Below are 22,938 nucleotides of genomic sequence, written 5' to 3'. Positions count from 1 at the left end.
GGGCACCGTACCCGGCCGCGTCCTCGGCGCAATTGCGGCAGCAGTTGTCGTCGGTCGCTCGTTGCCATACTGGGCCGCACTGCTGAGCGGAATGGTCGTGTTCTGGGCCATCGGCGCGGTCGCCTGACGATCAATCAGACAGTGCTATCGGCCTGCTAGAGTATCGACGCTATCATCCGCTGCCGTAGCGGTTGATAGACTCATGCGGAAAGTAGGCTGGACGTGGCAACGAACGCATCGCACAAGCTGCAACAGACATTCGACCTGATCGACGATTTCGTCGCACGCGGCGAGGTTGCCGCTGCCGCCGTCGCCATCGCCTGGCACGGCGAGCAGATCGGCGAACACCACGCCGGCATGGCGCGTCCCGACGTGCCGGCATCCGCATCGACGCTCTGGCCGCTGGCATCAATCTCGAAGGTCTACAGCGCCGCCGCCGTCATGGCGCTGGTCGAGCGCGGCGTGCTGACCCTCTCGATGCCGATCCGCCTCATCCTGCCGGAATTTACCGGCGACGGGCGCGACACGATCACCCTGCGCCACCTGCTCACGCATACGTCCGGCATGATCTACGAATCACCCGAGATGGAGCAACGCCTGCTCCATGAGACTCCGCTCGACGAGTTGGTTGATGAGGTCTACCACCTGCCACTGCAATTCACGCCGGGCACACAGCACGCCTATAGCGACTACAACTACGCCATGGCTGGGCGTGTTGCCGAAGTCGCAACCGGGCAGCCGTTTCCCGATCTGGTGCGCGACCTCGTCCTGACGCCGGGCGGCTTGCACGACACCCACTTCCCCAGCCCGCCGGATGTCACCGACCGGCTCGCACTGGTTGCCGGACCACTCGGAGAGGGCACCAGCGGCGACATGTACAACAGTGCCTACGGTCTCGGCCTCGCCCACCCCGCATTCGGCGTCAGCGCGACGGTCGCCGATTTGCTGCGCTTCGGCCTGCTGTTTGCACCAGGCGGCAGCACACGTGTCCTCTCCGAAGCAGGTGTTCAGGTTATGTCGACTGACCAGACGGGCGGCAACACACCCGGATCATTCTCGCCCGACCTCCCGGCGCGAGATATCGCCTGGGGTGCCGGGTTCGCCGTCAAGGGCGACAGCGCGACCTCGGGCGATCTCCTGTCTCCGACCAGCTTCGGCCACGGCGGAGCGACCGGCTGCACGCTGCAGATTGATCCCGAAGAAGACATTGTGATTGCCTACGTATCGAATAAGCATGCTCGCACCGGACGCCCACCATTCACGCGCCGACAGGTCAGTGTGGTGAATACGGTGCTGGCAGCATTGACGAGGAGATCCACGAACTAATGGAGAACATGGACCGACGCGAGTTCATCCGCAACGCCGTCATCGGCGGGGCGGGGCTCGTCATCGCCGCAACCGGTGGCCTGTTTTTGCTAACGCGCCGATCCGGCAACGAACGCTTCAAGGGTGACATCACCATCCCGCAGGCCGATCTGCCGGCCGTGGGCAGCGACCCAGCCACCAGCGATAGCGGTCAGTTCCACCTGATTAACAACGACGACGGTGCGCTGGCACTGTACTGGGCCTGCACGCATCAGGGGTGCAAGACGCCCTGGAAGTCGGACGAGGGGCAGTTTCATTGCCCATGTCATGGCTCGACGTTCGATCGCCACGGCGTGGTCACCAGCGGACCGGCACCTCGCCCGCTAGCCACATTCCCGGTCACCGTCGCCCAGAGCGGCGATGTTACCGTCAACACCACGTCGCCACAGAGCCGCAACGACTACGAGCCGAGCCAGGCTATCCCGCTCGGGTAGAGCCACATGCATCACACACGGGGGCGTTCGGGCTGACACATCGGAGCTGCCAGGTCGCCGAGCCCGCCTACGCCCCCAGGCCACTAATGCCCTTGCCGATGAGATTCACGCCGAAGAACAGGAACAACAGCGTCATCACGACAGCCGTGTTTGCCACCAGCCAGCTGTGCCAGCCGCCCAGCACACGCGCCGCGCTGGCTGGGGCCAGCAGATACCAGAAGACCGGGACAATCACGGTCAGACTGGCCAGCACGATGAAAACTGCCAGTCCAACGATCGCGCTGCCGACCGTCGTGCCGGTCTGGGCAATGCTGAGCGTGGCAGCGATAGTGAAGACGATGATCTTGGGATTGATACCAGACAGCGCCGCACCAATCAGCGCTGCTTTCACTGGTGACGCGCTGTCCAGCCCTGCCATCCAGGTGGGCGACTGGCCCGGTGGTCCGTCGCGCGGACGGCTGGTCCACTGCCGCACTGCCAGCACGAGCAGCAGGATTCCCAGACCAATCTGCAGCAGCGACCCGACCGTCGATGGCTCGCTACTGCTCTTGACGCGGGCAGGATCGGCGAGGAGGAGTGTCAACGCTCCGACTGCCGTCAGGCCAACAATCCAGCCGACCAGAAACGCCGGCCCGGACACCCGACCCCGCGCAGAGAACAGCAAGACAAGGACTGCAATGATCTGGATGGGGCTGGTCGCGACTGCGACCGTCATCGGCAGGACTTCACCGATTGCCGCAAGCAACGCGCGCATCCTTCCCACAAAGTCCACGTGAAAAACACCGGACGCTGCGGGGTGTCGGAAAGCGCCCCAATCGCAGGCAACTCTCGCGCCGCATGCCGCTCGTTCCCCACAACATAGCACGCGAAAAACGCGACCGGCAAGCATCTGCTTGCCGGTCGCGCGCGATACGTTATCTCCTCGCGATCGCGATCAGGTCGTGCGCTCGAAGTAGAGCTGCAACTCCAGCGTGCCGTGATCCTGAACCGAAACGACGGCTGGCGACTGTGGCTGCGAAATCCCATAGTCGGCGAGCGAAATATCGAGCGAACCAACGACCACCAGCGTATCTCCGCTCACCTGCGCTTCCATCGGGATCTGGACGGTCTGTTCAACACCGTGGAGCGTCAGCGTGCCGGTGGCGGTGACGGATACCGACTCACCGTCTGCCAGTCCGACCGGAAGCTCGACCGGTTCGGTCAGCACGAATGTCGCCTCCGGGAAGGCCCGTGTCTCCAGCGCCTGATCGTTCAACGCCCGATCGCGGCGCGATTCATCACTCTCCAGCGTCGTCATGTCGACCGTGATCGTTGCCGCCGTCAGGTTCGTACCGTCGATGGTCAGCGTGCCGATGACATCGGACGTGCGGCCAACGGCCTCAGTTGTCCCAATGCTGGCCAGCTCCTCGCCGATGCGATAGCCGACGAACGCATTCTCCTGAGCGACAACAGTCCATTCCCCGGCGAGCCCGTCACCGGTCGAGGTCTCGGACGGCACCTCAGTGGCCACAGACGGCGTCTGGGTGACGATGGCTGCGCTCGTCAGGCCCGTGGCCACACTGGTAGCGGTCGTGGCTGTCGCGGCTTCGGTCGGTGCCGCAGTTGGCGCTAGCGCCGAGACTGCTGCGTCCAGCGAGGCCGGTGGCGGCGCGTCGTCGCGGAAGAACTGGTACCAGATGCCAATCGCACCAAGCAGCACAACGGCTGCCAGAGCCCCGGCAATCTTGTAGCGGGTTGCGTTCATCTCATCATCTCCTCTGGCTTGCGCAAACAGGCGCCTCACGCTGCTGAATCAGTCGAGCTGTACGCCGATGTCGTATGTCGCGGCGTAGCCGGTGTCGGTCTGCGTCACATCCAGGACGAGCTGGTTGCCACCATCGCGGAAGATGCTATCGCCGTCATTCATCAACGTGCGCTGGCCCTTCTGCGCGTACGGTTCCTTGGTGTGAACGATGTCGGAGAGCGCATCATCGAAGAACCATTGAGAGGTGAACTCGTACGATCCGCCGCCGGGACTGTCACCCCGAACCTTGAAGTGAATGTGAACGGCGCGTCCCTGATACCAGCCGGGGTAAATCGTGGTGAAGCGGACCGCGCCATCATCGCCGGTGACTTGATAGCCACGCAGGAACATCGTTCCTGCGGTATCGAAGCCCGGATCCTGAACATCGGAATAGACGCCGAGAGCGTCGCACTGCCAGATGTCGACCGCTGCATTCGCCAGCGGCACACACCCATCCGAGCCAACCTGCGCGACGCGTACTGTCAGATCGAGCTGCACGCCCTCGACCGCCGTATCGGTCGATGGGTCAGTCCGAATGTCAGATCGCAGCAACCGCTCATCAACAAAGTACGGCCCTTCAGTCAGCTCCGGACTCACGACGCACGCCAGCAGCACCGGCGTTGCCTCGCTGGACTCGGTCGGCTCGGCGTCGTCGCTCGCCTCCGTTGTGGCTGTCGCCGAGTCAGTCTCGGCGGCTGTTGCTGTGCTGGTTGGAGTAGTCGCCGCTTCCGGGGTGATCGTCGGCGTGGGTGACAGTGTCGCGGGAGCGCTCGTCGCGGTCGGATCGTCTGCCGACGTCGAACAGCCTGCCAGCATCACAACACCGGTTGCGCCGAAGAGTGCCAACACTTCGCGACGAGAGAGAACACGACCAACAGGAAGATCATCGTTGTCCATGTCAGAGTCCTTTCAGCCATCACGACCGAACCGCCGGTCATGATGAAATGAGCCTACGGACCCGCTCTGAGAGTTTCCTGAGTGTCTGTTGAGAGTCTGAGGGGAATGATCTACGGAAACGATTGACCGCCAGATGCCGGCAGACTTGCCGTGATCTGGCGGTCGAGATGCGCGCCGAGACTGACTAGCCGATGCGGTTGGCGGTCAGATAGCGCGTTGCCCAATATGGATCATAGAGGCTGCTGATGCCGACCCCGTCAAACTGGCCGGTCGCGCTGATGAAGAGGCCGTCACCCAGATAGAACCCGACGTGGGAGACGCCCCACTGGTACGTGTTCTGGAAGTAGATCACGTCACCGGGTGCCAGCTCATCCCGCGAGACGGACATGCCGGTCACGATCTGGCCTTCCATTGGGCGCGGCACATCAAAGCCGAGCTCCTGATTCAGAATGTACCAGGTGAAGCCGGAGCAATCGAAGCCGTCAACGTCTGTACCGCCCCAGAGATAGGGCACACCAATGTACGCCATCGCAGCATCGACAATTGCCTGCCCGACATCGCTGGCTGGTGAAGTAGCCCAGCCACCCGTCGCATAGCCCGCAGCGCGCGTGTAGCCGACATAGCCGTCGTACTGCACTCGCGACCAGGCGACGCCGTCCTCATCAATATAGTTCGGCGACAGGACATCCACGAGCGCGCCCTCGGGAATGCCGACGAGCGTCTCAGCGCCGTACGATGGGCCATCGCGTAGCAGCAGCCCCTCGCCATCGGCCCAGACGGTTATCGGCACACCCGCTGCTGCATCCACAGAATCGGCCGGCGACAGCGTCGAATCTGCGAACGCGTAGTCGCTCGCAGCATAGGTCACGGTGTCCCAGGAGTCTTCACTCCATGAAGCCGCACTACCCTGTGGTTCGACGTAGTCTGCCGAGACCCACCCGGCCTCCCAGCCTTCGCCGGTCAGCGCCCAGACCTGATACCAGGCAGAGCCATCGTCTGCCGTGACTGGTCCGCTCACCACTTCCATGGCGTCATATTCGCTCAGAGACCAGAGAATCTCGGAATGCGTTCCGGGTGCCGTACGCAGGTTCAGACCGTCGCCGCCGGTACCGGCAACGACCGCCACGTCTCCGCTCTCAAACAGGTAGTCGGCCGCTGCCGGCCCGACCAGAGGGAGTGCGCCGGCGAACGCGGTCATCACAGCAAGTGACAACATCACAGCTCGTCGCGATTTCACTCATCCACCCCTTTTACTCGTCTCAATGGCCCACAAAGCCCCACTATGAGCCGCCAAGGTCGGAATGTACGTACATCTAACCTGTGACTCTGCGTCACTGTCAAGCACTTGAACGATATTCCCATGGAATTCTCAGGTTTCTGACGGCGTTTTGACGCGATCGAATGTGATCCTGAACGTTGATCCTTTGCCCGGAGCGGTGACGAGATCGACACTGCCGTTGTGCGCTGCAACGATCGAAGACACGATCGACAGACCCAGCCCACTGCCGCCACTGGCGCGCGATCGAGATGGGTCGGCGCGGAAGAAGCGATCGAACACGTGCGCTGCCGCCTCGGCGGTCATGCCGGGGCCACTATCGGCAACGATCAGCACTGCCTTCTGGTGGTCAGTGCCGACAGTGACGCGCACCGCGTCACCTGCCGAGGTGTACTGCCGCACATTGGCCAACAGATTATCGATCACTTGCCGGAGCCGGTCGGCATCACCGGAAACCCAGACTGGCTCATTGCGCTCAAAGGTGATCGGGCGCTCCGGCTCGACCGTGCGGGCCGCCGCGACGGCGTCAGCAGCGAGGCGGCCAAGCTCGACCGGCTCGCGCTGCAGCTCGCGGCCCTGATCGAGTCGCGCCAACAACAGCAGGTCATCAACCAGCTTGCCCATCCGTGAGCCCTCGGATTCGATGCGCAACATCGCCCGCGCGATCCCTTCCGGCGAAGCGGCAGCGCCGGATCGATACAGCTCGGTGTAGCCGAGAATCGAGGTCAACGGCGTGCGCAGCTCGTGTGAGGCATCGGCAACGAACCGCCGCAAGCGCTGCTCGGATGCCTCCTTCTCTGCGAAGGACGTCTCAATCTGCCCGAGCATGCGGTTGAGCGCGCCGCCAAGCTGGCCGACTTCGGTCGTGTCGTCCTCATGCTCGATGCGGTGAGACAGGTCGCCGGCTGCGATCTGCCCGGCGCTGGCGATCATGTCGTCGATCGGGCGCAGGCCAGCACGAATAACGAGCCAGACCGCAATCAGCAAGATGGTCAGGATCGCCAGACTGCTGAGTGTCATCCCGACAATCAGGCCACGCGTCGTCGCCTGTACGTCGGTCAGCGGTGCAGCGAGCGCCAGATAACCTCCCTCACGTACGTTGCGCAACAGCACGCGATAGCGCAGGTTTCCGCCGCCTTCCGCGTTGATGTTGAAGAACGTGCCTGCGTGGCGGTCGATGTCTTCGAGAGACATCCCTGTCAGATCGGGCAATGGGTCGGGTTCATCCGGGTAACCGCTCGGCGAGCTGTAGCGCACCGTGCCGTCAGCTCCCAGAAGCAGCGTGGCGAACGCCTGTCGACCAGGGCCATGAGCATCATTGTTCGGTTGCAGCAGCGGCCGGATCGGACTGCTGGCCAGCGACTGGTCAATGCGGTCGATCATGCCGGCGCGCGTGCGATTCACCGTCAGCACGCCGCTCGCCACGAAGGCAAGCAGGACGAAGACGGAGATGATAATGAGCAGGCGCGTCTTGATCGTCATCGCGAGCTAATCCGGCTCGATCCGCAGCGAATAGCCGAACCCGCGCACCGTCTGGATCAGCTTCGGGCCATCGGCGTCGATCTTCTTCCGCAAATAGCTGATGTACGTCTCGACAACGTTGGCGTCGCCATAGAAGTCGTACTGCCAGACATTTGCCAGAATCTGATCCTTCGACAGCACGCGACCGGCATTGATAAGGAGGTAACGCAGCAGGCGAAACTCGGTCGGTGAGAGCTTCACCAGTTGACCGTCGCGCCAGACACGATGCCCATCTTCGTCCATCTCAAGATCGGCGTAACGTCGCATGAGCGGTTCGTCTGGTTGCACGGCGTTTCCGCGCCGCAAGATCGCCCGAATACGGGCGATCAGCTCCTCCAGACTAAATGGCTTGGTCAGGTAGTCGTCGCCGCCAACGGTGAAGCCACGCATCTTGTTCTCGTGCTCGTCACGAGCAGTCAGGAAGACGATCGGAACACGATCGCCACCGGCCCGCACTCGCCGCGCGATCTCGAAGCCGTCGAGGTCGGGCAGCATGACATCCAGCACGATCAGGCGTGGAGCGAACGCCGAAGTCTCGACCAGCGCGTCGCGACCAGTGGCGGCAGACTTGACCTCGAAGCCAACGAACCGCAACGCCGTCGAGATGAGCTCGACGATTGCCGGCTCGTCGTCCACGACAAGGATCCGCTCTCCTGCGCTAGCCGCCGCATCCTCCAGACCCGGCTCAATTCGATCCTGGGCACTCACCACGTCGCTTCCTTTCCGTCTCCTGCCCCAACCGAATTAGAGCACCCATCGCTGAGTGTTTCCTGTGAGTTTCCTCTGAATCTGCCGATCAGAAATCCCATGCTGTTCTCAGTGATTCCACAGCGTCGCGACTTAGAGTCGATCTTGGGCACGGAAGCCCACCGAACCACGTCGTAGCCAGGCAAGGAGGATTATTGCCATGGGCGAACAACACACGTCGATCGATCCGCAGGAGCGGCACACGCCGACCAGGCGACGCTGGCTCGCGGTCGTGTTGGGTCTGATGATGATCGGGGCGCTGGTCGTCGGCGGAACGGTCGCAGCCGAAGAGGGATCGTCCGATTCAAACAGCGGCCTCGGCGAGTCGTTCCTGAACCGGCTGGCCGATAACCTCGGCATCAGCCGCGACTCGCTCAATGACGCGATCACGACCGCAGGAAACGAAACAGTCGATGAAGCGGTGACGAACGGCGATCTGACAGAGAGCCAGGGCGATGCACTCAAGAACCGCATCGAGAACGGCCACTTCTTCAGCTTCGGCCGCCCGGGTGCCCGCATCGGCATGGCGGTCTTCGGCCACGGCGTCACCCTCGACACCGTTTCTGACACCCTCGGTATGTCGGTCGATGACCTGACGGCCGAGCTGCAGTCCGGCTCAACGCTGGAGGAGATCATCACTGCACACGGCAGCAGCGTCGACGCCATCGTCAACGCGCTGGTCGAGCAAGCCAAGTCCTCGCTCGACACTGCTGTTGCAAACGGTCGACTGACGCAGGCGCAGGCCGACAACATGCTCTCGGCCCTGCCGGAGCGCCTGACCCAGATGATCGAAAACGGGTTTGGCGGTGACTGCGGACCGCGCGACGGCGGCCGAATGCCCGGCTCGGATAACGCAACTCCGGACGCCGAGCAGGAAGCTTCGCCAACCGCATAGCGCTCAAAACACCTGAGAACCTGTACAAAGGTTCAGGTTCTCAGGTGTCCGATGTGACGGTGCGAGGGTTTCGAGACGGGGATATCGTCCAGACTGGAGACACGAACGCTGGTTCGCGTCCCCTGAAACACGAACTCTCCACCATCCCCACCACCTGACGAAAGCCGGTGCGAATCATCCGCCGGCTTTCGTCGCGTCTGGCGTCTGCAATCCGCGTGATATGTCCCCAGATCGCCGCCATCTATCCCTGCCCAGGGACAGTGGTCTTATCCGCGATCGAGCGCCTCAAGGATCGGGCGGAACTGCGCGATGCCGGCGGCGTTCGTGACGCGCGAAGCGAACTGGATGTGCGAAATGCCTTCGCGTGCGAATCCGCGCAGTGCTTCGGCGATCTCCTCGGGGTCACCGGCCAGCGGTCCGTTTGGCACTTGCGTGATGCCGGGACGCGGATCGACCATGACCGTCGCCGTCCGTTCGAGCGTGGCCGGGTCGCGTCCAACTTCGCGGCAGGCAGCATCGACGGCCTCCCGCAGCGGCGGGATAGCATCCGGCGTACTTGGGCCACGGACCAGCCAGCCATTCCAGGCGTCGGCGTGCTCGGCGGTCAGCCGCAGCATGCGCGGGCCACGCGTGCCGATCAGGATCGGCAACCCGTTCGGGCGCGGGCCGCGCGGTCGCAGCTCGCACTGCTCTGCAGAGGAGTACGTGCCGCTGAAATCAACGCGGCCCTCGCGCAGGAGCGGGCCGATGATGCGCAACGCCTCCTCGAAGCGCGCGACGCGATGATCGTAGGGGAAGCCGAACGCACGATATTCCAGCTCGAAGTAGCCTGCGCCGAGCCCGAGGATGACACGCCCACCACTGATTTCATCGACGGTGTCGGCCATCTTGGCCAACAGCGCAGGATTGCGGAATCCGGTGCAGGTCACCAGCGTGCCGAGCTCCGCCGTCTTCGTCGTGGCGGCCAGCGCGGCCAGCATCGTCCAGCACTCCCAGATGCCGCGCGGCGGGTCATCTGCGCCGAACTGATACAGGAGATGGTCGACAATCCAGAGCGAGTCGAACCCGACAGCCTCCGCCGTTTGCGCGGCCTCCAGAATGTCGTTCCAGCCCGGTGTCGTCCCTTCGCGGCGTCCCTCGATCTGCGGCAATATGAACCCGATCTTCAGTGGTCGCGCCATGGCGTTGCCTCCCCATCCGGATCTGCTGACTGTATCGGCAACGACAGTATCAACGGACGGCACAGCTCTGGCAACCGACACACAGAACCGCAGCGCCGGACACGATGATCCGGCGCTGCGGTTGTGCCTGCAACGCTCCTGGGCTAGCCCGCGTTGACCTTGTTCAGGATCTCTTCAGGATCTGGGAAGTGGCCGGTTGCCTTCTTGGAGTAGATCAGATCGTCACCGAGCATGACCTCGAAGACACCACCGGAGCTCGGAGTGAGGGTCAGGTCGCTGACCTTATCCGAGTGCTTGTCGAGAACTTTTTCCGCCAGACTGGCGGCTTTCGTGACGTAGCCTCACGAGGTGCAGTATTCGATCGACATCCGCTTGCGGTCGCCCATGCGCCCACCTTCTCTTGTAGCAGCCAACCGGCCGCACGACTCAGGATACTGCGCACAATATCGCATCTCGCGGACCAAGCCAAGAGGTCAGACAGCGTTGCGATAGTTGCGACCGCTGTTCGATTACGACATGCTTAGGTGAAAGAAGAGGGAGGGCAGGCACAACCATGGCTGCAAACAGCTCATTTGACATCGTTTCCAAGTTCGATCATCAGGAGTTGCGCAACGCGATTGACCAGGCGATGCGCGAGATCACGACGCGCTACGACCTGAAAGACAGCCGCACGACAATCGAGCAGGAAGCCAACCAGCTCGTCATCTCAACCGACACGGAGATGTCGCTGCGCGCCGTGCGCGACATCCTGGAGAGCAAGCTCCTGCGCCGTAACCTGTCGCTGAAGATCCTCGACTATCAGAAGGAGGAGGATGCTTCCGGCGGCCGGGTGCGCCAGAACGTGAAGCTCCGCGAGGGACTCAACGACGAATTCGCGAAGGAGCTGAGCAAGCGCATCCGGTCAGAGTTCAAGAAGGTGTCGCCGCAAATCCAGGGCGACCTCGTGCGGGTTTCGGCAAAGAGTCGCGACGACTTGCAGGCGGTCATCCAGTTGCTGAAGCAGGACGACTTCGAGACACCGCTGCAGTTTGTGAACTACCGCTAACTGTCCTCGGGGTCGGCTGCTGCCGATGGCGCATCGGCCGACCCTGCGGACAAGCGCCGGTCGGCTTGCTCCTTGAGGATATCGAACAGCCGACGGCGCTTCGCTTCCTCCGGCCAGACTCGCTGGAACATCACCCACTGCTCTGGATGCATCGAGATGTAGTGCTCGAGCGTCTCGACCATGCTGCGCATCCCGGCCTCAACGTCGGCGTCCTCGTTGTTCGTCCGCTCAACTACAAACGGTTCGCCAATTCGGTAGGCGTAGCGCTGAGCCCGGCCGCTCGCGTCGTCACGCTCGGCGAAGACCGGGACAATCGGAGCACCTGTCGCGCGCGCGAGACGGACGGCACCTACCGGCAGCGTCGTGACTTCGCCGAACAGCCGGACAGGCGTGCCGGAATCGGTGAAGTCGCGGTCGGCAACAAAGCCAACAAAGCCACCCTGTCGCAGAACACGCATCATTCGCCGAATCGCCGCCGGCGAGATGTCCTCGATCGGCGCGCCTTTCGACTTGCGCAGCCATGAGACCGCCGCATAGACGAACTGGCCGACCGTCGGCGACGTCAGCACGTAGGGGTTGTAGCCACGCACAAACAGCGTCTGGCCGACAAAATCAAATGCGCCGTAGTGACCGGTAAGGATGATGCAGCCTTTGCCCTCGGCGTGCAGCGTATCCAGCATCGCCCAGTCGTTTTCGGGCAGCCGTGCCATGCGGTGGAAGTCGTCGCGGGACATGTGCGGCACTCTGCCGAGATCCCAGAAGTTGCGAGCCGACACGCGAAATGTCAGGCGTGCTTGCCTGCGGAGCGCCAGCTCGGTCAATTCGCCGCGATAGGCATGGCGCAGGTTGTCGATGACGTTCAATCGGTAAACACGCGTCCGCCAGTAGGCGAAGTCGCCGACACGATCGGCGAGCCAGTAACCAACGCGGACAGGCGTGATGCGGGTGAAGTTGGCGAACAACCACGCCGCGACGATGCCCCAGCGCTGCTTACGGTTTTCCGGCTTCCGTGGGGGGATGATCGGCTTCTCAAGGAACCGCGCGTTATGCTGGCTCACTCTGCTCGGCCCGCTCGGCGGATGACGCCACCTGTGCATCTGGCGTCTCCGTACGATCTTCCGGGTCTTTCAGGTAATACATCGCGTCGTAAATCACTGGCAGTCCACGGATAACGCATAGTGTCACCGATGCGTAGACGAGAACCCAGCCGACGAATCGGAACGCCTGCTGATCGTAGAACGTGCTGAGGAAGCGACCGTCTGCGTCCGGCAGATGCCAGGCGACCAGCCAGGCCAGGAAGACGAAGCCGAGCGCCTTCGACCAGCCGTACGCTGTGCGGCTGAATCGTGACGCAGTCAGGAACCAGGTAATCCGCGAGCGCGCCATCGTGGCATCGCCAAACGGCGTTTTCCCTTCGGCAAGCGCCACCGACCGCATGACATCAACCGTGAACGAGCGAGTCAGCACGACGAGCGGTGCCCAGACACCGACCAGGCTCAGATGCGCAAACACGACCCAGAGCGCGTTCTCAACAACGCGGTCACCGGCAATGTCGAGCACCGCACCCAGCCGGGACGTCGACCCGCGCTTGCGAGCGACCCAGCCATCGAAGCCATCACCGGCGAATACGACGGCGATGATGATGCCAGCAATGACGATCGCGACATAGTTTTCGCTGTACAGCATCGCAATCGCGCCGAACAGCAGGAGTACACGTCCGACGGTGATGAGATTAGCCATGTCCCCCCAACCGTCACTGACGGCCCAATAGACCGCAGACTGTTCGGCCAGTATAGCAATGACCGAGCGGTTCCGGGGCAGCGTTGGGCCAGATTCAGGAGACCAGACGGATCAGCGCGACCGCCGCGGCGATCTGGACAAAGGGCGTCGCCATCAGCATCAGGCGGGCGAGAAACCGATCGACGGCGATCAGCAGGGCCGCCAGCGCCGTGTTGCCGACCAGAATCAGACCCGACAGCACCGGCATCTGCCAGAGCGCCGACGGTGATCCAGTGCGCGCAACTTCGCCGAGTGCATCCCAGTGCAGCGCCACAGGATCGGGCACACCCTCCATCTGGCTGATGAGGAAGGCGACCATCAGCAGCGGGATGATCACGCCCAGCGCAATCAGGTTCGACGACAGCCGGTCGTGTAGCAGGCCGTCGCGAAACAGGTCGCGATAGAAGTAGACCACTGGTCCGGGGCGGGCCGGGGAGGCTGCGGCGAACCCGTCGTCAGCCGGTGGGGCAGTCTCGGGACGTTCGCGGTCCGGTGCGGCGGGCTTGCGGCGGGGTGGTGCGTCCTCAACCGGACGACGTGTCGGCGCGGGCCGTGCCTGCGGCATCGCCGGCATATCCGGGCGACGAGCGCGCCGATGGTCGATGTCAACGAGGAAGCGGATCGGTCGGAGCGGCGAGATCTCGATGCCGCCGCTCATCGTGCGAATGCGCACGCGGCTGCGGCGCGGGAGCGTCGCCCAGACCTGCCAGATCCCATCTTTACGGCGCTGGGTCGCGATGCTCAGGCCCGGCCAGAACGGCTCCCAACCTGACGCACTCACCGGCACATGTGGGTCGTACTCGACCGCGACGATCTCGGCGAGAGCGATGACATGCGGCCGACCCATCCAGCGAACCGTCAGCTTCTCATCATCCAGCCCATAGGACAGCCCACCAAGCCCGCGCAGCAACCAGGATGTGCCAACTGCTGCAGCGACCATCGCCAGCATCAGCAACCACAGCAGCCAGAGCGCCACCCCGCCCGCCGATTGCGAGCGCCAGAACGCGAGGATGACGATCAGGATCTCAAAGATGAGCAGCGCGATCCCCACCGTGCGGCCAGCACCGTGCGCCACCGGCCAGACGCTGGCAGGTTCGTCGGCCAGCGGTCCGCGACCAGATCGCATGTCAGGCTCAGGATCGATCATCGCGCCACAGTTACCCTCCAGCAATCAGGCGACACCGGCAGGGCGAGAGAAGAAACGCACCGGCGCGGGAGTAGATCCCCGCGCCGGTACGTCGACGTTACTGGGTCGGTGTGCCGGTGTCTTCCGTTGGCAACGGTGCCGGCGTCGCGGTCGGTGGCAGCGGCGCGTCTGCCGGTGCCTGGAACGACGAGTTGGCCGCCTGATTCTGCTCACGCTGCAGTGTCGTCAGCGGAATCTTCGACTCGATGTCGCTCTCATTGCGACGGTCCTGGATCCAGTCGCTATAGGCACGTGACTTCAGCGACTGCACCATCTCCAGCGTCAGCGGGCGATCATCTTCGTGCTCGAATACCTTGATGACGTGCCAGCCAAACGATGACTGGACCGGTGCAGACACCTCGTCGGGCTGCAGTGCGAACGCTGCTTCCTCAAACGGTGCCACCATGACTCCGCGTGGGAACCATCCCAGGTCGCCGCCGTTCGGAGCAGTCGATGTGTCGGTGCTGACTTCTGCGGCGACTGCCGCGAAGTCTTCGCCGTTCTTCAGGCGCTCCTCAACGGCATTCGCGGCTTCTTCGGTTGCCACGAGAATGTGCGCTGCATGAATCTGCTCAGCGCGCTGCGGCACCTGACTCTCCAGCTGCTCCTGCACACGCGTCCGGGCCAGCTCCGGCTTGACGATCAACCGATTGTAATCGGAGCGACTCATGTCCGACGGCTTCAGATAGTTGTCGGTGTACTGATCGAAGCGCGAAACCGCCGTCGCACGCGCGTCGTCCGGCGCGATCGTCGGAGTCTCGGTCGGCGACGCAGCCGGTGATGCATCCGGCGTGCCGGTCTCGTCGGCCTCCGGCGTGGCCGCAGACTCGGTGGTGTCGGTCGCCTCGGCAGCAGGTGTCTCTGTCGCCGCAGTCTCGGCCTCAGTCGACGCGGTTGGCTCCGTCGTCTCAGCAGCTTCGGCTGTACCAGTCTCCTCCGCAGTCGGAGAGGCGGCTGCAGCGGTCTGCGCGGCTTCGACTGTCGCGGTCGCTGCGGCGTTGCTCGCCTCGGTCGTGCCGGTTGCCCAGGCGGCTGCGGTCGAATCAACTTCCGGTGTCGGGGTCGGCGATGAAAGTGGTGCCGGCGCGAACTGCTCGGCGACAAACTCATCAATGTCGGCCTGCGAGATTTCGATGCCCATGTCGTCGATGCTCTGGAGGACGATCAGGTTGTCAACCATCGCCGACAACGTGTCTTCCGCCAGGTCGGCCCCGCGCAGGTCATCAAGCTCGGCCTGTATTTCGGATGCCTGCTGCTCAAGCTGCGGGCGCTGGTCCGCCGACGTGATCTGGTATTGCTGGCTGATCTGAGCCAGATTCTGGCGCAACTGGAGGCCGCGAACCTTCCAGTAGTCCTGCCGTTGGATATTCGTGCCATTCACCGACGCGACAGTACCGTGCGGGTAAAAGTAGTACTGATACGCCGCACCGATAATAAGCGCCAGAATGACAACAGCCCCGGCGATGCCGGCTGTGAGATAGAGCAGCCGTTGCTGGCGCTCTTCGCGCTCACGCCGCGTTACCCGTCGTTGCTGACGGGACGCAGACTGGGAACCGCCAGGCCGGATGCGGTCTCGAATTCGATCTAGCATGCGGGGATTCTCGCTTCGCTGAAGCTGGATGCAAGCATGGTTACCGTCCCGGTGGCCAATGGCCACCGGGGCACGGCAAGGCGAGCGCGCCAGCGGCGGCTAGCGACGCAGTTGCTCACGATCCTACGCGTTGCTATCAGACTGCGGAGTCGACTCCTGTGGACGCGAATCTTCGCGCGGCCCACGATCGCGGTCACCAAAGTTCCGCGGTCCGCGATCCCCGAAATCGCGAGGACCACGGTCGCCGAAGTCACGCGGACCACGATCTCGTCCACGTCCGCCGCGGTCGGGGCGTCCACCACGATCGCGACCCTCACGCGAGCCCTCGGTGAAGGAGAGCAGCGCCAGGTGCCGGGCGCGCTTGATCGCCGTCGCGAGTGAGCGCTGGTGCTTCGCGCAGGTGCCACTCTTGCGGCGCGGCTCGATCATTCCGCGATCGGAAACGTAGCGGCGCAGGCGCGGCACATCCTTGTAATCGACGTGCTTGATGCCATCGACACAAAAGCCACAGACCTTGCGCCGGGAGAACGATCGACCCGGGCCACTGCTCACGAATCGACGTGGCCGGGGCCCTGACTGCTCTCCTTGCGACGACTGGCGATCGTCAACCATCAGGTTGTTCCTTATCTCTCTCTACCCGTCCAGCGCATGCACGCTAGAACGGCACATCCTCGATGTCGTCGTAGTTATCAAATGGGTCATTGCGCTGCTGCGACTGGTCCTGCTGCTGCCCCTGCTGCGGGCGAGCGCCGCCCTGTGGGCCGTTCTGCCCACCGCCACGATTGTCGCGGTTGTAGTTGCCGTATGAACCGGCAGCCTCGCCCATCGACTCTTCGCGGGTGGTCAGGTTCTGGAAGTTGTCGGCCGTCACATCAACGCTGGTGCGCTCGACGCCGTTGTTGTCTGTGTATTGCCGGATGCTCAACTGACCTTCAACAAGGACCCTGTTGCCTTTGCGCAACCACTCGTTCGCGTTCTCTGCCAGGTTGCGAAACAGCGTCACCCGGAACCAGCTGGTCTCATCCTGATACTGACCTGTCTGATCTCGGCGTCGGCGATTGACCGCGATCGAAAAGGTCGTGATCGGCGTCCCATTCTGGCTGTAGCGCATTTCGGGGTCGCGACCGAGGTTCCCGACGAGAACTACGCGGCTGAATCCTCGCGACATGTCGCCCTCCTGTTCCACTTCCAGACTACTGCGAACGTTGCCTTAGGCGCTGGCGGTCTCAGCAGTCGCGTTTCCGTAGCAGTGCGTGTCGACGAGCGTCCCGGCGGCGTCATACAGATAGGCGCAGTCGCCGTCGTTGTTCCACCAATGCCGGCGATTGCCAACATACAGGTCCTCGGCGCTATCGTCGCCGGCAGCCATGTTAACGCGAACGCTGCCACCCGCCGCCAGGGCGAATGCCGGGAACACGTACGTGTGCTTCTCGCCGTTGTCAGCGAGCTTCCAGCCTTCCAGCTGAACCTCGCTGTCGCTGCCGTTGCTCACAACAACCCACTCGTGATCGCCGTGGTCGTGCCCATCAGCACCGTGATGAACCTCGCTCACTGTGACACCCGCAGCCGGTGCTGCTTCAGCAGGAGCTGCGTCTGCCGGAACGTCAGCGAACGTCGCTGGCGCTACCTCGGCGGCTGCCGAATCTACTGGAGCCTCAGCAACGGCGGCTGCCTCGGCTGGAGTAGCCTCTGCCGGAGCCTCAGCGGCTGCGGCTGGCGCGGCGGCTGGCGCGGCGGCGGCGGCTGCCGGAGCTTCTGCTGCGGCGCGGGTCGGTGCAGCGTCGCCACCACGGCGAGCACCCTCACCACGCGGTCGTTCCTCGTGTTCAGTAAGCACATCGTACCGCATGATCAGGTGGCGAATCACCTGCTCATCGAGACGGAGATCGCGCTCCAACTCATCGATGGCAGTGGTCGTCGCGTGGAAGCGGTAGAGAACGTAGAACGCATCGGGAAAATCGTTGATCTGGTACGCCAGTCGGCGTCGGCCCCAGGGGTTCTGGCTATTGGTCGAATCGACCGTGCCATCCTGGGTAGTGATGTAACCCGAAACGCGATCAATGACCTCCTGGAGGCCCTCTTCTGTCACGGTCGGGGCGACGACGAGCATCATCTCGTAGTCACGAAGTTGGGGATCAGCGGCGTGCTCGCGCAACGCGTGCTCCTTCCTCCCGGTTAATGCGACGCTCGGGACGCGAGTGGCGGTTGCGCATTCCACTCGGTCGGCGGCGCAGAAAGGCGACTATCCATCTGTCTCCATCGCGGCACACGCCGCGACAACCGCGAATTGTAGCAGAAAGGTTGTGGTTGCTGCTTGTCGATTACTGTTGGAGCAGTCTGCGGGGCAGCCAGGGAATTGCGGTGCGATGCACGCCAAAATGTAGGGCGCATCGCATACGCCCGACAAGAACAACCCGTTGTCAGCGCGTGTTTCGCAGCGGGGTTAGCGATCGCAATCCACGTGAATGCCAGGTTCGCACTCCGCCGCCGTCTCGCAGGACCTGCGCATGTGATCCAGTCCTGCCAGGTTCAAGCATCACACCAGATAGGCCTGTTTCCGGCAGAGACAAACGCTCCGCGAAGACATGCATGGTGATTGAAGGCCTCAGCGTCCCATCTGAATCAGCGTCGAGAACGCTGGTGCGATCCACTGCGAACCTCGACCAGTGCGCCCGGCGCGACGGCCAACGGCAGCGCCCGACCGGCGAAGCCGTGTTCTGCAGCGGTTGCTTCCATTGCAGTGGCCACAGCGTCCGCGTCGGCCGAGTCGGCGAATGCGAGGATGGTCGGGCCTGCGCCGGAGAGGCCAGCACCGAGGGCATCGGCAGCCAGTGCTGCGTCGATGACCGGGTTGAGGTGCGGGAAGATGGCGGCGCGATAGGGCTGGTGCAAGCGGTCCCGCGTGCTCTCACGCAACAGGTCACTCCGGCCCTCGCGGAGCGCCAGCGCCAGCATCGCGGCGCGACCGATGTTCGCGGCGGCATCCGACATCGGGATCGCCGTCGGCAGAATCCCGCGCGCTTCGCTGGTGAAGGCCGGGGAGTCCGGCACCAGCGCCACGACGGTCCACGGCAGTTCGGCTGCCAGCACTTCGGCGATCCAGCCATGCTCGGCGCGAAAGGAGACAGTCACGCCGCCAAGCTCTGACGCTGAAATGTTGTCGGCGTGCCCTTCCATCTCGCCGCCGATGTCGACGACGTCGCTGGAATCGAGCTCGAGATCGAGCAGGAACGCAGTTGCGTGTATGCCGGCAACGATAGCCGCTGCCGATGACCCCAGCCCGCGCGCTACCGGGATGTCGCTACGGACGCTCAACTCACAGGCCGGAAGCGTCCGGCCATAGCGATTAGCAGTGACCTGCATCGCTTCGACGACCAGATTGCCGCCGCCGAGCAAATCCTCGCAGTTGATGACGCGGATGTCGCCGGACGGGTCATCAACACGGGTGATATCAACCTGCATCCACAGGTCGAGCGCCATGCCGAGCGAGTCGAATCCGGGGCCGAGGTTCGCGCTGGATGCGGGAACGCGAATGCTACAGGATAGTGGCGAGTGCACGGCCGAGCGCCTCCAGCGTTGGATCGATGACGACCGGCTGCGCCCCAGCGTTGGTGATGTAGTAATCCGCGCTTGCTTCGGTGTCTTTCAAGAGATTGCCCGTCAGATAGGTGAGCACCCGCTCCCCCGACTGGATGACGCCCTCGGCGATCAGACGCCGAATGCCGGCCAGACCTGCGGCAGAAGCAGGCTCGCAGCCAATCCCGACGCGGTCAACCATTGCCTTGGCCGCCAGAATCGCGTCGTCATCGACAGCGGTGACGGTGCCTTCGGTATCAAGCACGACCCGGCGCGCCTTCGTGTAATTGACCGGGTTGCCGATCTGGATCGCCGATGCCACGGTCGAGGCCGAAATCGGCTCGTAGTCGGCGAATCCGGTCTGCCAGGCGCGATAGAACGGCGCGGCTCCGGCGGCCTGCACGACGGCGATACGGGGCATTGCGTCAATCAGACCGGCAGCCAGAGCCTCACGCAGCGACTTGCCCAGCGCGCTCGTGTTGCCAAGATTGCCGCCCGGCACGACGATCCAGTCGGGCATCTGCCAGTGCAGTTGCTGCAACGCCTCGAGGACGATCGACTTCTGCCCTTCCAGGCGGAACGGGTTGAGCGAGTTGAGCAGGTAGATGCCGTAGCGGCTGGTCGCCTCGCGAACCATCTGCATGGCAGCGTCGAAATCACCGCGCACCTGAATGATTGTCGTGCCGTAGGCGATGGTCTGGCCGAGCTTTGCCGCCGAAATCTTGCCCTCAGGGATGAAGACGACCGACGGTATCCCGGCTGCGGCTGCATAGGACGCGACGGCGGCGCTCGTGTTGCCGGTGGACGCGCAGGCGACCATCGTCGCGCCAGTCCAGCGCGCGTGGCTGATGCCGACGGTCATGCCGCGATCCTTAAATGAACCGGTCGGGTTCTCGCCCTCGTGCTTGAACCAGACATCGGTGCCAGCGAAATTGCTCAGGCGCTGGTCGTGATAGAGGTTGGTGTTACCCTCCGGCTTGGAGACGATCACGTCGTCCGGGAAGTCCGGCATCAGCTCGCGAAAGCGCCAGACGCCGGATCGCAGCGGATGATCGACCGCACCGAGGCGGTTGTCAAACAGATCACGGGTGACCGCAGGGATCGTGAGGTCAACTTCCAGTAGCCCGCCACAGTCACAACTGGTTCGCACGTCTTCAGGCGCGTAGGTCAATCCACATTCAATACAGCGTAACTTCACGCGCCCCCCATCGGCGTTGTTTGCGGCAGGTCGTCAGTTCTAACCGGCAATCATGCTCCTCAACCGGAACTCCGCGCCAGTCCTAGAGCGATTTGCGCGGGTCGAGCGCGTCGCGCAATCCGTCGCCGACATAGTTGATCGAGAGGACGGCCAGGAAGATCATCAGCGCCGGGAAGATGACCATGTGCGGTGCGATCTCCATGAAGTTGATCGAGTCGTTCAGCAGTCGTCCCCAGGTCGGCACGTCCGGAGGGAAGCCGAGGCCGAGGAACGACAGCGTCGACTCGGTAATGATCGACGACCCGACGGCCAGCGTCGCGGCGACGATCACCGGGCTCATCGCATTCGGCAGGATGTGCTTGAAGATAACCGTCGTCTGGTTCGCACCGATGCAGTGCGCAGCCTCGATGAACTCCTTCTGCTTCAGCGACAGGAACGACGCGCGCACCAGCCGCGCGACGGACATCCAGCTGGTGATGCCGATCAGCGACACGATCAGGATGAACGGGCCGATCGTCGTGCCGAGGCGCTGCGCGAGCGGGTCGCGGAACAGATAGATCGTCAGCAGCAGCAGCGGCAGGTCGGGCAACGAGATGAACATATCGACGACACGCATCAATGCCGAATCGATTGCGCCGCCGAAGTAGCCCGCCATCGCGCCGAGCAACGTGCCGAGCGACACCGACACGAGCATCGCAACCAGCCCGACCGATAGCGAAACGCGCCCGCCCCAGAGGACACGCGCCATAACATCGCGGCCCATGTCGTCCGTACCCATCGGGTGCTGGAACGAGATGGGCAGCGTCGCGTACTGAAAGTCGATCCAGGTGCTGCCGTGCCAGAGCAGGGGGCCGAAGATCGCCGAGAGGATCAGCAGAAACATCGTTACTGCGCCGGCCATTGCCAGATGGTGTCGTCGGAATTGCTGCGCGGCATTCGACCAGAGCGATCGAGCCTTCTTCGAGTTCAGTCCGCCAACATCCGAGAGGCGTTCCATCGCAGCAGAGGACGGGGATGAGCGGAGCGATCCGCGAGACATGGTTTGTGATCCTTCATCCGGGCCGACGGCACGGTGCCGTGTGCCCCACCTCTACACAGAAGGAGCCGGACTGCCTGTTGGCAGCCCGGCACCGTGGATACGACGCGTGCTGGCGACTATCCGGTGGTCTTGCGCGGGTCGAGGGCGTCGCGCAGACCGTCGCCGACGTAGTTGATCGAGAGCACCGCCAGGAAGATCATCAACGCCGGGAAGATGACCATATGCGGCGCGATCTCCATGAAATTAATCGACGTGTTCAGCAGCTGGCCCCAGGTCGGGACGTCCGGCGGGAAGCCCAGGCCGAGGAACGAGAGCGTTGACTCGGCGATGATGGCCGAACCAACCGCCAGCGTCGCAGCGACGATAACCGGGCCCATCGCGTTCGGCAGCATGTGCTTGAAGATGATCGATGAGCGGTTCGCGCCGATGCAGTTTGCGGCCTCAATGAATTCCTTCTCCTTCAGTGAGAGGAACGAGGCACGCACAAGGCGGGCGACTGGCATCCAGTTCGTGATGCCGATCAGGAACACAAGGAGCAGGAACGGACCAAGCGTTTGGCCGAACTTGCCGATCAGCGAATCACGGAACAGGTACATCGCCAACAGCAGCAGTGGCAGCGTCGGCAGCGAAATGAACATATCGGTCAGGCGCATGAGGGCCGAGTCGGTGAAGCCACCGAAGAAGCCGGACAGCGCACCGACGAGGGTGCCGAACAGAATCGCGACGAGCATCGCCGTCACGCCGACGGCCAGCGAGATGCGCCCACCCCAGAGTACGCGAGCGAACAGATCGCGCCCGAGGTCATCGGTGCCCATCGGGTGGGTCAGAGAAATACCCAACGTCGACTTGGAGAAGTCGATCGTCTTCATGTTCTCCGGCCAGACAATCGGCCCGAGCATGGTCGCGGCGATCAGCACCACGAGCACCACAACACCACCTACGGCAAGCGTGTGCTTGCGGAACTGGTGTATGGCATCGCTCCAGAGCGATCGCGACTTCTTCGAGCCGAGTCGCCCCATCTCTAGCGCAGCGGCTGCACTACTCTGTGCCTGAGCGTCAGAAACGTCTGCCATCAGTTCGTCCTCTCTCCCTCGTACGCTCTACCGGGCGCCTACGAGTACTTGATTCGTGGGTCAAGGACGCCATAGATGACATCCGCCACCAGGTTAAAGAAGACCACCAGAATCGAGAACATGAACGTGATGGCCATGACGACAGGTGTGTCGTTGTTCTGGATCGCCGTGATGAGCAAGGCACCCATGCCCGGCACCTTGAAGATCTGCTCGGTGACAACCGCGCCAGTGATGACGCCCGGGAGTGAGAGCGCGATGATCGTGATCACTGGGATCAGGGCGTTGCGCAGCGCGTGCTTGCCGATGACGCTGCGTTCGTTGAGGCCCTTCGCCCGCGCTGTGCGGACGTAAT

Annotated in this window: 23 protein-coding genes and 1 pseudogene; 4 read left to right on the top strand and 20 right to left on the bottom strand. The window is 63.2% G+C overall.

Going from position 1 to position 22,938, the window contains the following annotated elements; translation table 11 throughout:
- The first annotated feature begins 222 nt into the window (after window positions 1–222).
- Together M9890_10230 and M9890_10225 are read left to right on the top strand one after the other, a co-directional pair.
- Complete coding sequence (locus M9890_10230) at window positions 223–1,326, top strand: beta-lactamase family protein (GenBank protein MCO5177333.1); 1,104 nt, start codon at window positions 223–225, stop codon at window positions 1,324–1,326.
- On the top strand, window positions 1,326–1,799 hold the full coding sequence (locus tag M9890_10225) for a Rieske 2Fe-2S domain-containing protein (protein ID MCO5177332.1): 474 nt from the start codon (window positions 1,326–1,328) through the stop codon (window positions 1,797–1,799). The genes M9890_10230 and M9890_10225 overlap by 1 nt, the downstream gene beginning before the upstream one ends.
- A 67-nt stretch (window positions 1,800–1,866) precedes the next feature.
- On the opposite strand, the gene M9890_10220 is transcribed toward M9890_10225, so the two are convergent.
- The 6 genes from M9890_10220 to M9890_10195 all read right to left on the bottom strand — a co-directional run bounded on the left by M9890_10220 (window position 1,867) and on the right by M9890_10195 (window position 7,984).
- Window positions 1,867–2,544, bottom strand: coding sequence for a GAP family protein (locus M9890_10220; protein MCO5177331.1), 678 nt, complete (start codon window positions 2,542–2,544; stop codon window positions 1,867–1,869).
- Between the two features lie 189 nt (window positions 2,545–2,733).
- Window positions 2,734–3,543: a YceI family protein gene (locus M9890_10215; GenBank protein MCO5177330.1), complete on the bottom strand. Its 810-nt coding sequence runs from the start codon at window positions 3,541–3,543 to the stop codon at window positions 2,734–2,736.
- 48 nt (window positions 3,544–3,591) lie between these two features.
- Entirely contained in the window at window positions 3,592–4,479 is an 888-nt protein-coding gene (locus tag M9890_10210) for a hypothetical protein (GenBank protein MCO5177329.1), read from the bottom strand.
- A 184-nt stretch (window positions 4,480–4,663) separates the two neighbouring features.
- Window positions 4,664–5,716: a C40 family peptidase gene (locus M9890_10205; protein MCO5177328.1), complete on the bottom strand. Its 1,053-nt coding sequence runs from the start codon at window positions 5,714–5,716 to the stop codon at window positions 4,664–4,666.
- A 132-nt stretch (window positions 5,717–5,848) separates the two neighbouring features.
- Window positions 5,849–7,237, bottom strand: coding sequence for a HAMP domain-containing histidine kinase (locus M9890_10200; GenBank protein ID MCO5177327.1), 1,389 nt, complete (start codon window positions 7,235–7,237; stop codon window positions 5,849–5,851).
- A 6-nt stretch (window positions 7,238–7,243) separates the two neighbouring features.
- Entirely contained in the window at window positions 7,244–7,984 is a 741-nt protein-coding gene (locus tag M9890_10195) for a response regulator transcription factor (protein MCO5177326.1), read from the bottom strand.
- A gap of 199 nt (window positions 7,985–8,183) precedes the next feature.
- On the opposite strand from M9890_10195, the gene M9890_10190 reads away from it, so the two are divergent.
- Entirely contained in the window at window positions 8,184–8,918 is a 735-nt protein-coding gene (locus M9890_10190; protein ID MCO5177325.1) for a YckD family protein, read from the top strand.
- Window positions 8,919–9,184: 266 nt separating this feature from the next.
- Here the strand turns inward: M9890_10190 and M9890_10185 are convergent, their stop codons facing one another.
- Together M9890_10185 and M9890_10180 are read right to left on the bottom strand one after the other, a co-directional pair.
- Window positions 9,185–10,099, bottom strand: a complete 915-nt coding sequence (locus M9890_10185) for an LLM class flavin-dependent oxidoreductase (protein ID MCO5177324.1) — start codon at window positions 10,097–10,099, stop codon at window positions 9,185–9,187.
- Window positions 10,100–10,242: 143 nt separating this feature from the next.
- Entirely contained in the window at window positions 10,243–10,416 is a 174-nt protein-coding gene (locus M9890_10180) for an Rdx family protein (GenBank protein MCO5177323.1), read from the bottom strand.
- Between the two features lie 236 nt (window positions 10,417–10,652).
- Here M9890_10180 and M9890_10175 point away from each other — a divergent pair, with 236 nt between their 5' ends.
- Window positions 10,653–11,144, top strand: coding sequence for a YajQ family cyclic di-GMP-binding protein (locus M9890_10175; GenBank protein ID MCO5177322.1), 492 nt, complete (start codon window positions 10,653–10,655; stop codon window positions 11,142–11,144).
- On the opposite strand, the gene M9890_10170 is transcribed toward M9890_10175, so the two are convergent.
- From M9890_10170 to M9890_10115, 12 genes and pseudogenes are all read right to left on the bottom strand, one after another.
- A complete protein-coding gene (locus M9890_10170) occupies window positions 11,141–12,202 on the bottom strand; it encodes a hypothetical protein (protein MCO5177321.1) in 1,062 nt (353 codons plus the stop codon). The genes M9890_10175 and M9890_10170 overlap by 4 nt on opposite strands.
- Window positions 12,189–12,884: a CDP-alcohol phosphatidyltransferase family protein gene (locus M9890_10165; GenBank protein ID MCO5177320.1), complete on the bottom strand. Its 696-nt coding sequence runs from the start codon at window positions 12,882–12,884 to the stop codon at window positions 12,189–12,191. The genes M9890_10170 and M9890_10165 overlap by 14 nt, the downstream gene beginning before the upstream one ends.
- Before the next feature lie 94 nt (window positions 12,885–12,978).
- Window positions 12,979–14,070 (bottom strand): DUF1648 domain-containing protein, encoded by a 1,092-nt coding sequence (locus M9890_10160; GenBank protein ID MCO5177319.1) that lies wholly within the window; start codon window positions 14,068–14,070, stop codon window positions 12,979–12,981.
- A gap of 97 nt (window positions 14,071–14,167) precedes the next feature.
- Complete coding sequence (locus tag M9890_10155) at window positions 14,168–15,700, bottom strand: peptidylprolyl isomerase (protein ID MCO5177318.1); 1,533 nt, start codon at window positions 15,698–15,700, stop codon at window positions 14,168–14,170.
- Window positions 15,701–16,030: 330 nt separating this feature from the next.
- Window positions 16,031–16,252, bottom strand: a pseudogene (gene rpsR, locus M9890_10150) (30S ribosomal protein S18).
- 103 nt (window positions 16,253–16,355) lie between these two features.
- Complete coding sequence (gene ssb / locus M9890_10145) at window positions 16,356–16,868, bottom strand: single-stranded DNA-binding protein (protein MCO5177317.1); 513 nt, start codon at window positions 16,866–16,868, stop codon at window positions 16,356–16,358.
- Window positions 16,869–16,910: 42 nt separating this feature from the next.
- The gene (rpsF, locus tag M9890_10140; GenBank protein ID MCO5177316.1) at window positions 16,911–17,855 is read right to left on the bottom strand and encodes a 30S ribosomal protein S6; all 945 of its coding nucleotides are present in this window, start codon (window positions 17,853–17,855) and stop codon (window positions 16,911–16,913) included.
- A gap of 467 nt (window positions 17,856–18,322) precedes the next feature.
- Window positions 18,323–19,258 carry a homoserine kinase gene (thrB, locus tag M9890_10135; GenBank protein ID MCO5177315.1) on the bottom strand — a complete coding sequence of 312 codons (936 nt, stop codon included), beginning with the start codon at window positions 19,256–19,258 and terminating at the stop codon, window positions 18,323–18,325.
- The gene (gene thrC, locus M9890_10130) at window positions 19,236–20,474 is read right to left on the bottom strand and encodes a threonine synthase (GenBank protein MCO5177314.1); all 1,239 of its coding nucleotides are present in this window, start codon (window positions 20,472–20,474) and stop codon (window positions 19,236–19,238) included. The genes thrB and thrC overlap by 23 nt, the downstream gene beginning before the upstream one ends.
- A gap of 82 nt (window positions 20,475–20,556) precedes the next feature.
- Window positions 20,557–21,513 (bottom strand): ABC transporter permease, encoded by a 957-nt coding sequence (locus tag M9890_10125; protein ID MCO5177313.1) that lies wholly within the window; start codon window positions 21,511–21,513, stop codon window positions 20,557–20,559.
- Between the two features lie 116 nt (window positions 21,514–21,629).
- Window positions 21,630–22,586, bottom strand: coding sequence for an ABC transporter permease (locus tag M9890_10120; protein ID MCO5177312.1), 957 nt, complete (start codon window positions 22,584–22,586; stop codon window positions 21,630–21,632).
- A gap of 38 nt (window positions 22,587–22,624) precedes the next feature.
- The coding region (locus tag M9890_10115; protein MCO5177311.1) for an ABC transporter permease at window positions 22,625–22,938 on the bottom strand (314 nt) is incomplete at its 5' end.

This window comes from Thermomicrobiales bacterium, assembly GCA_023954495.1.
GTDB lineage: Bacteria > Chloroflexota > Chloroflexia > Thermomicrobiales > CFX8 > JAMLIA01.
This window is presented reverse-complemented; position numbering and strand designations above follow the sequence as displayed.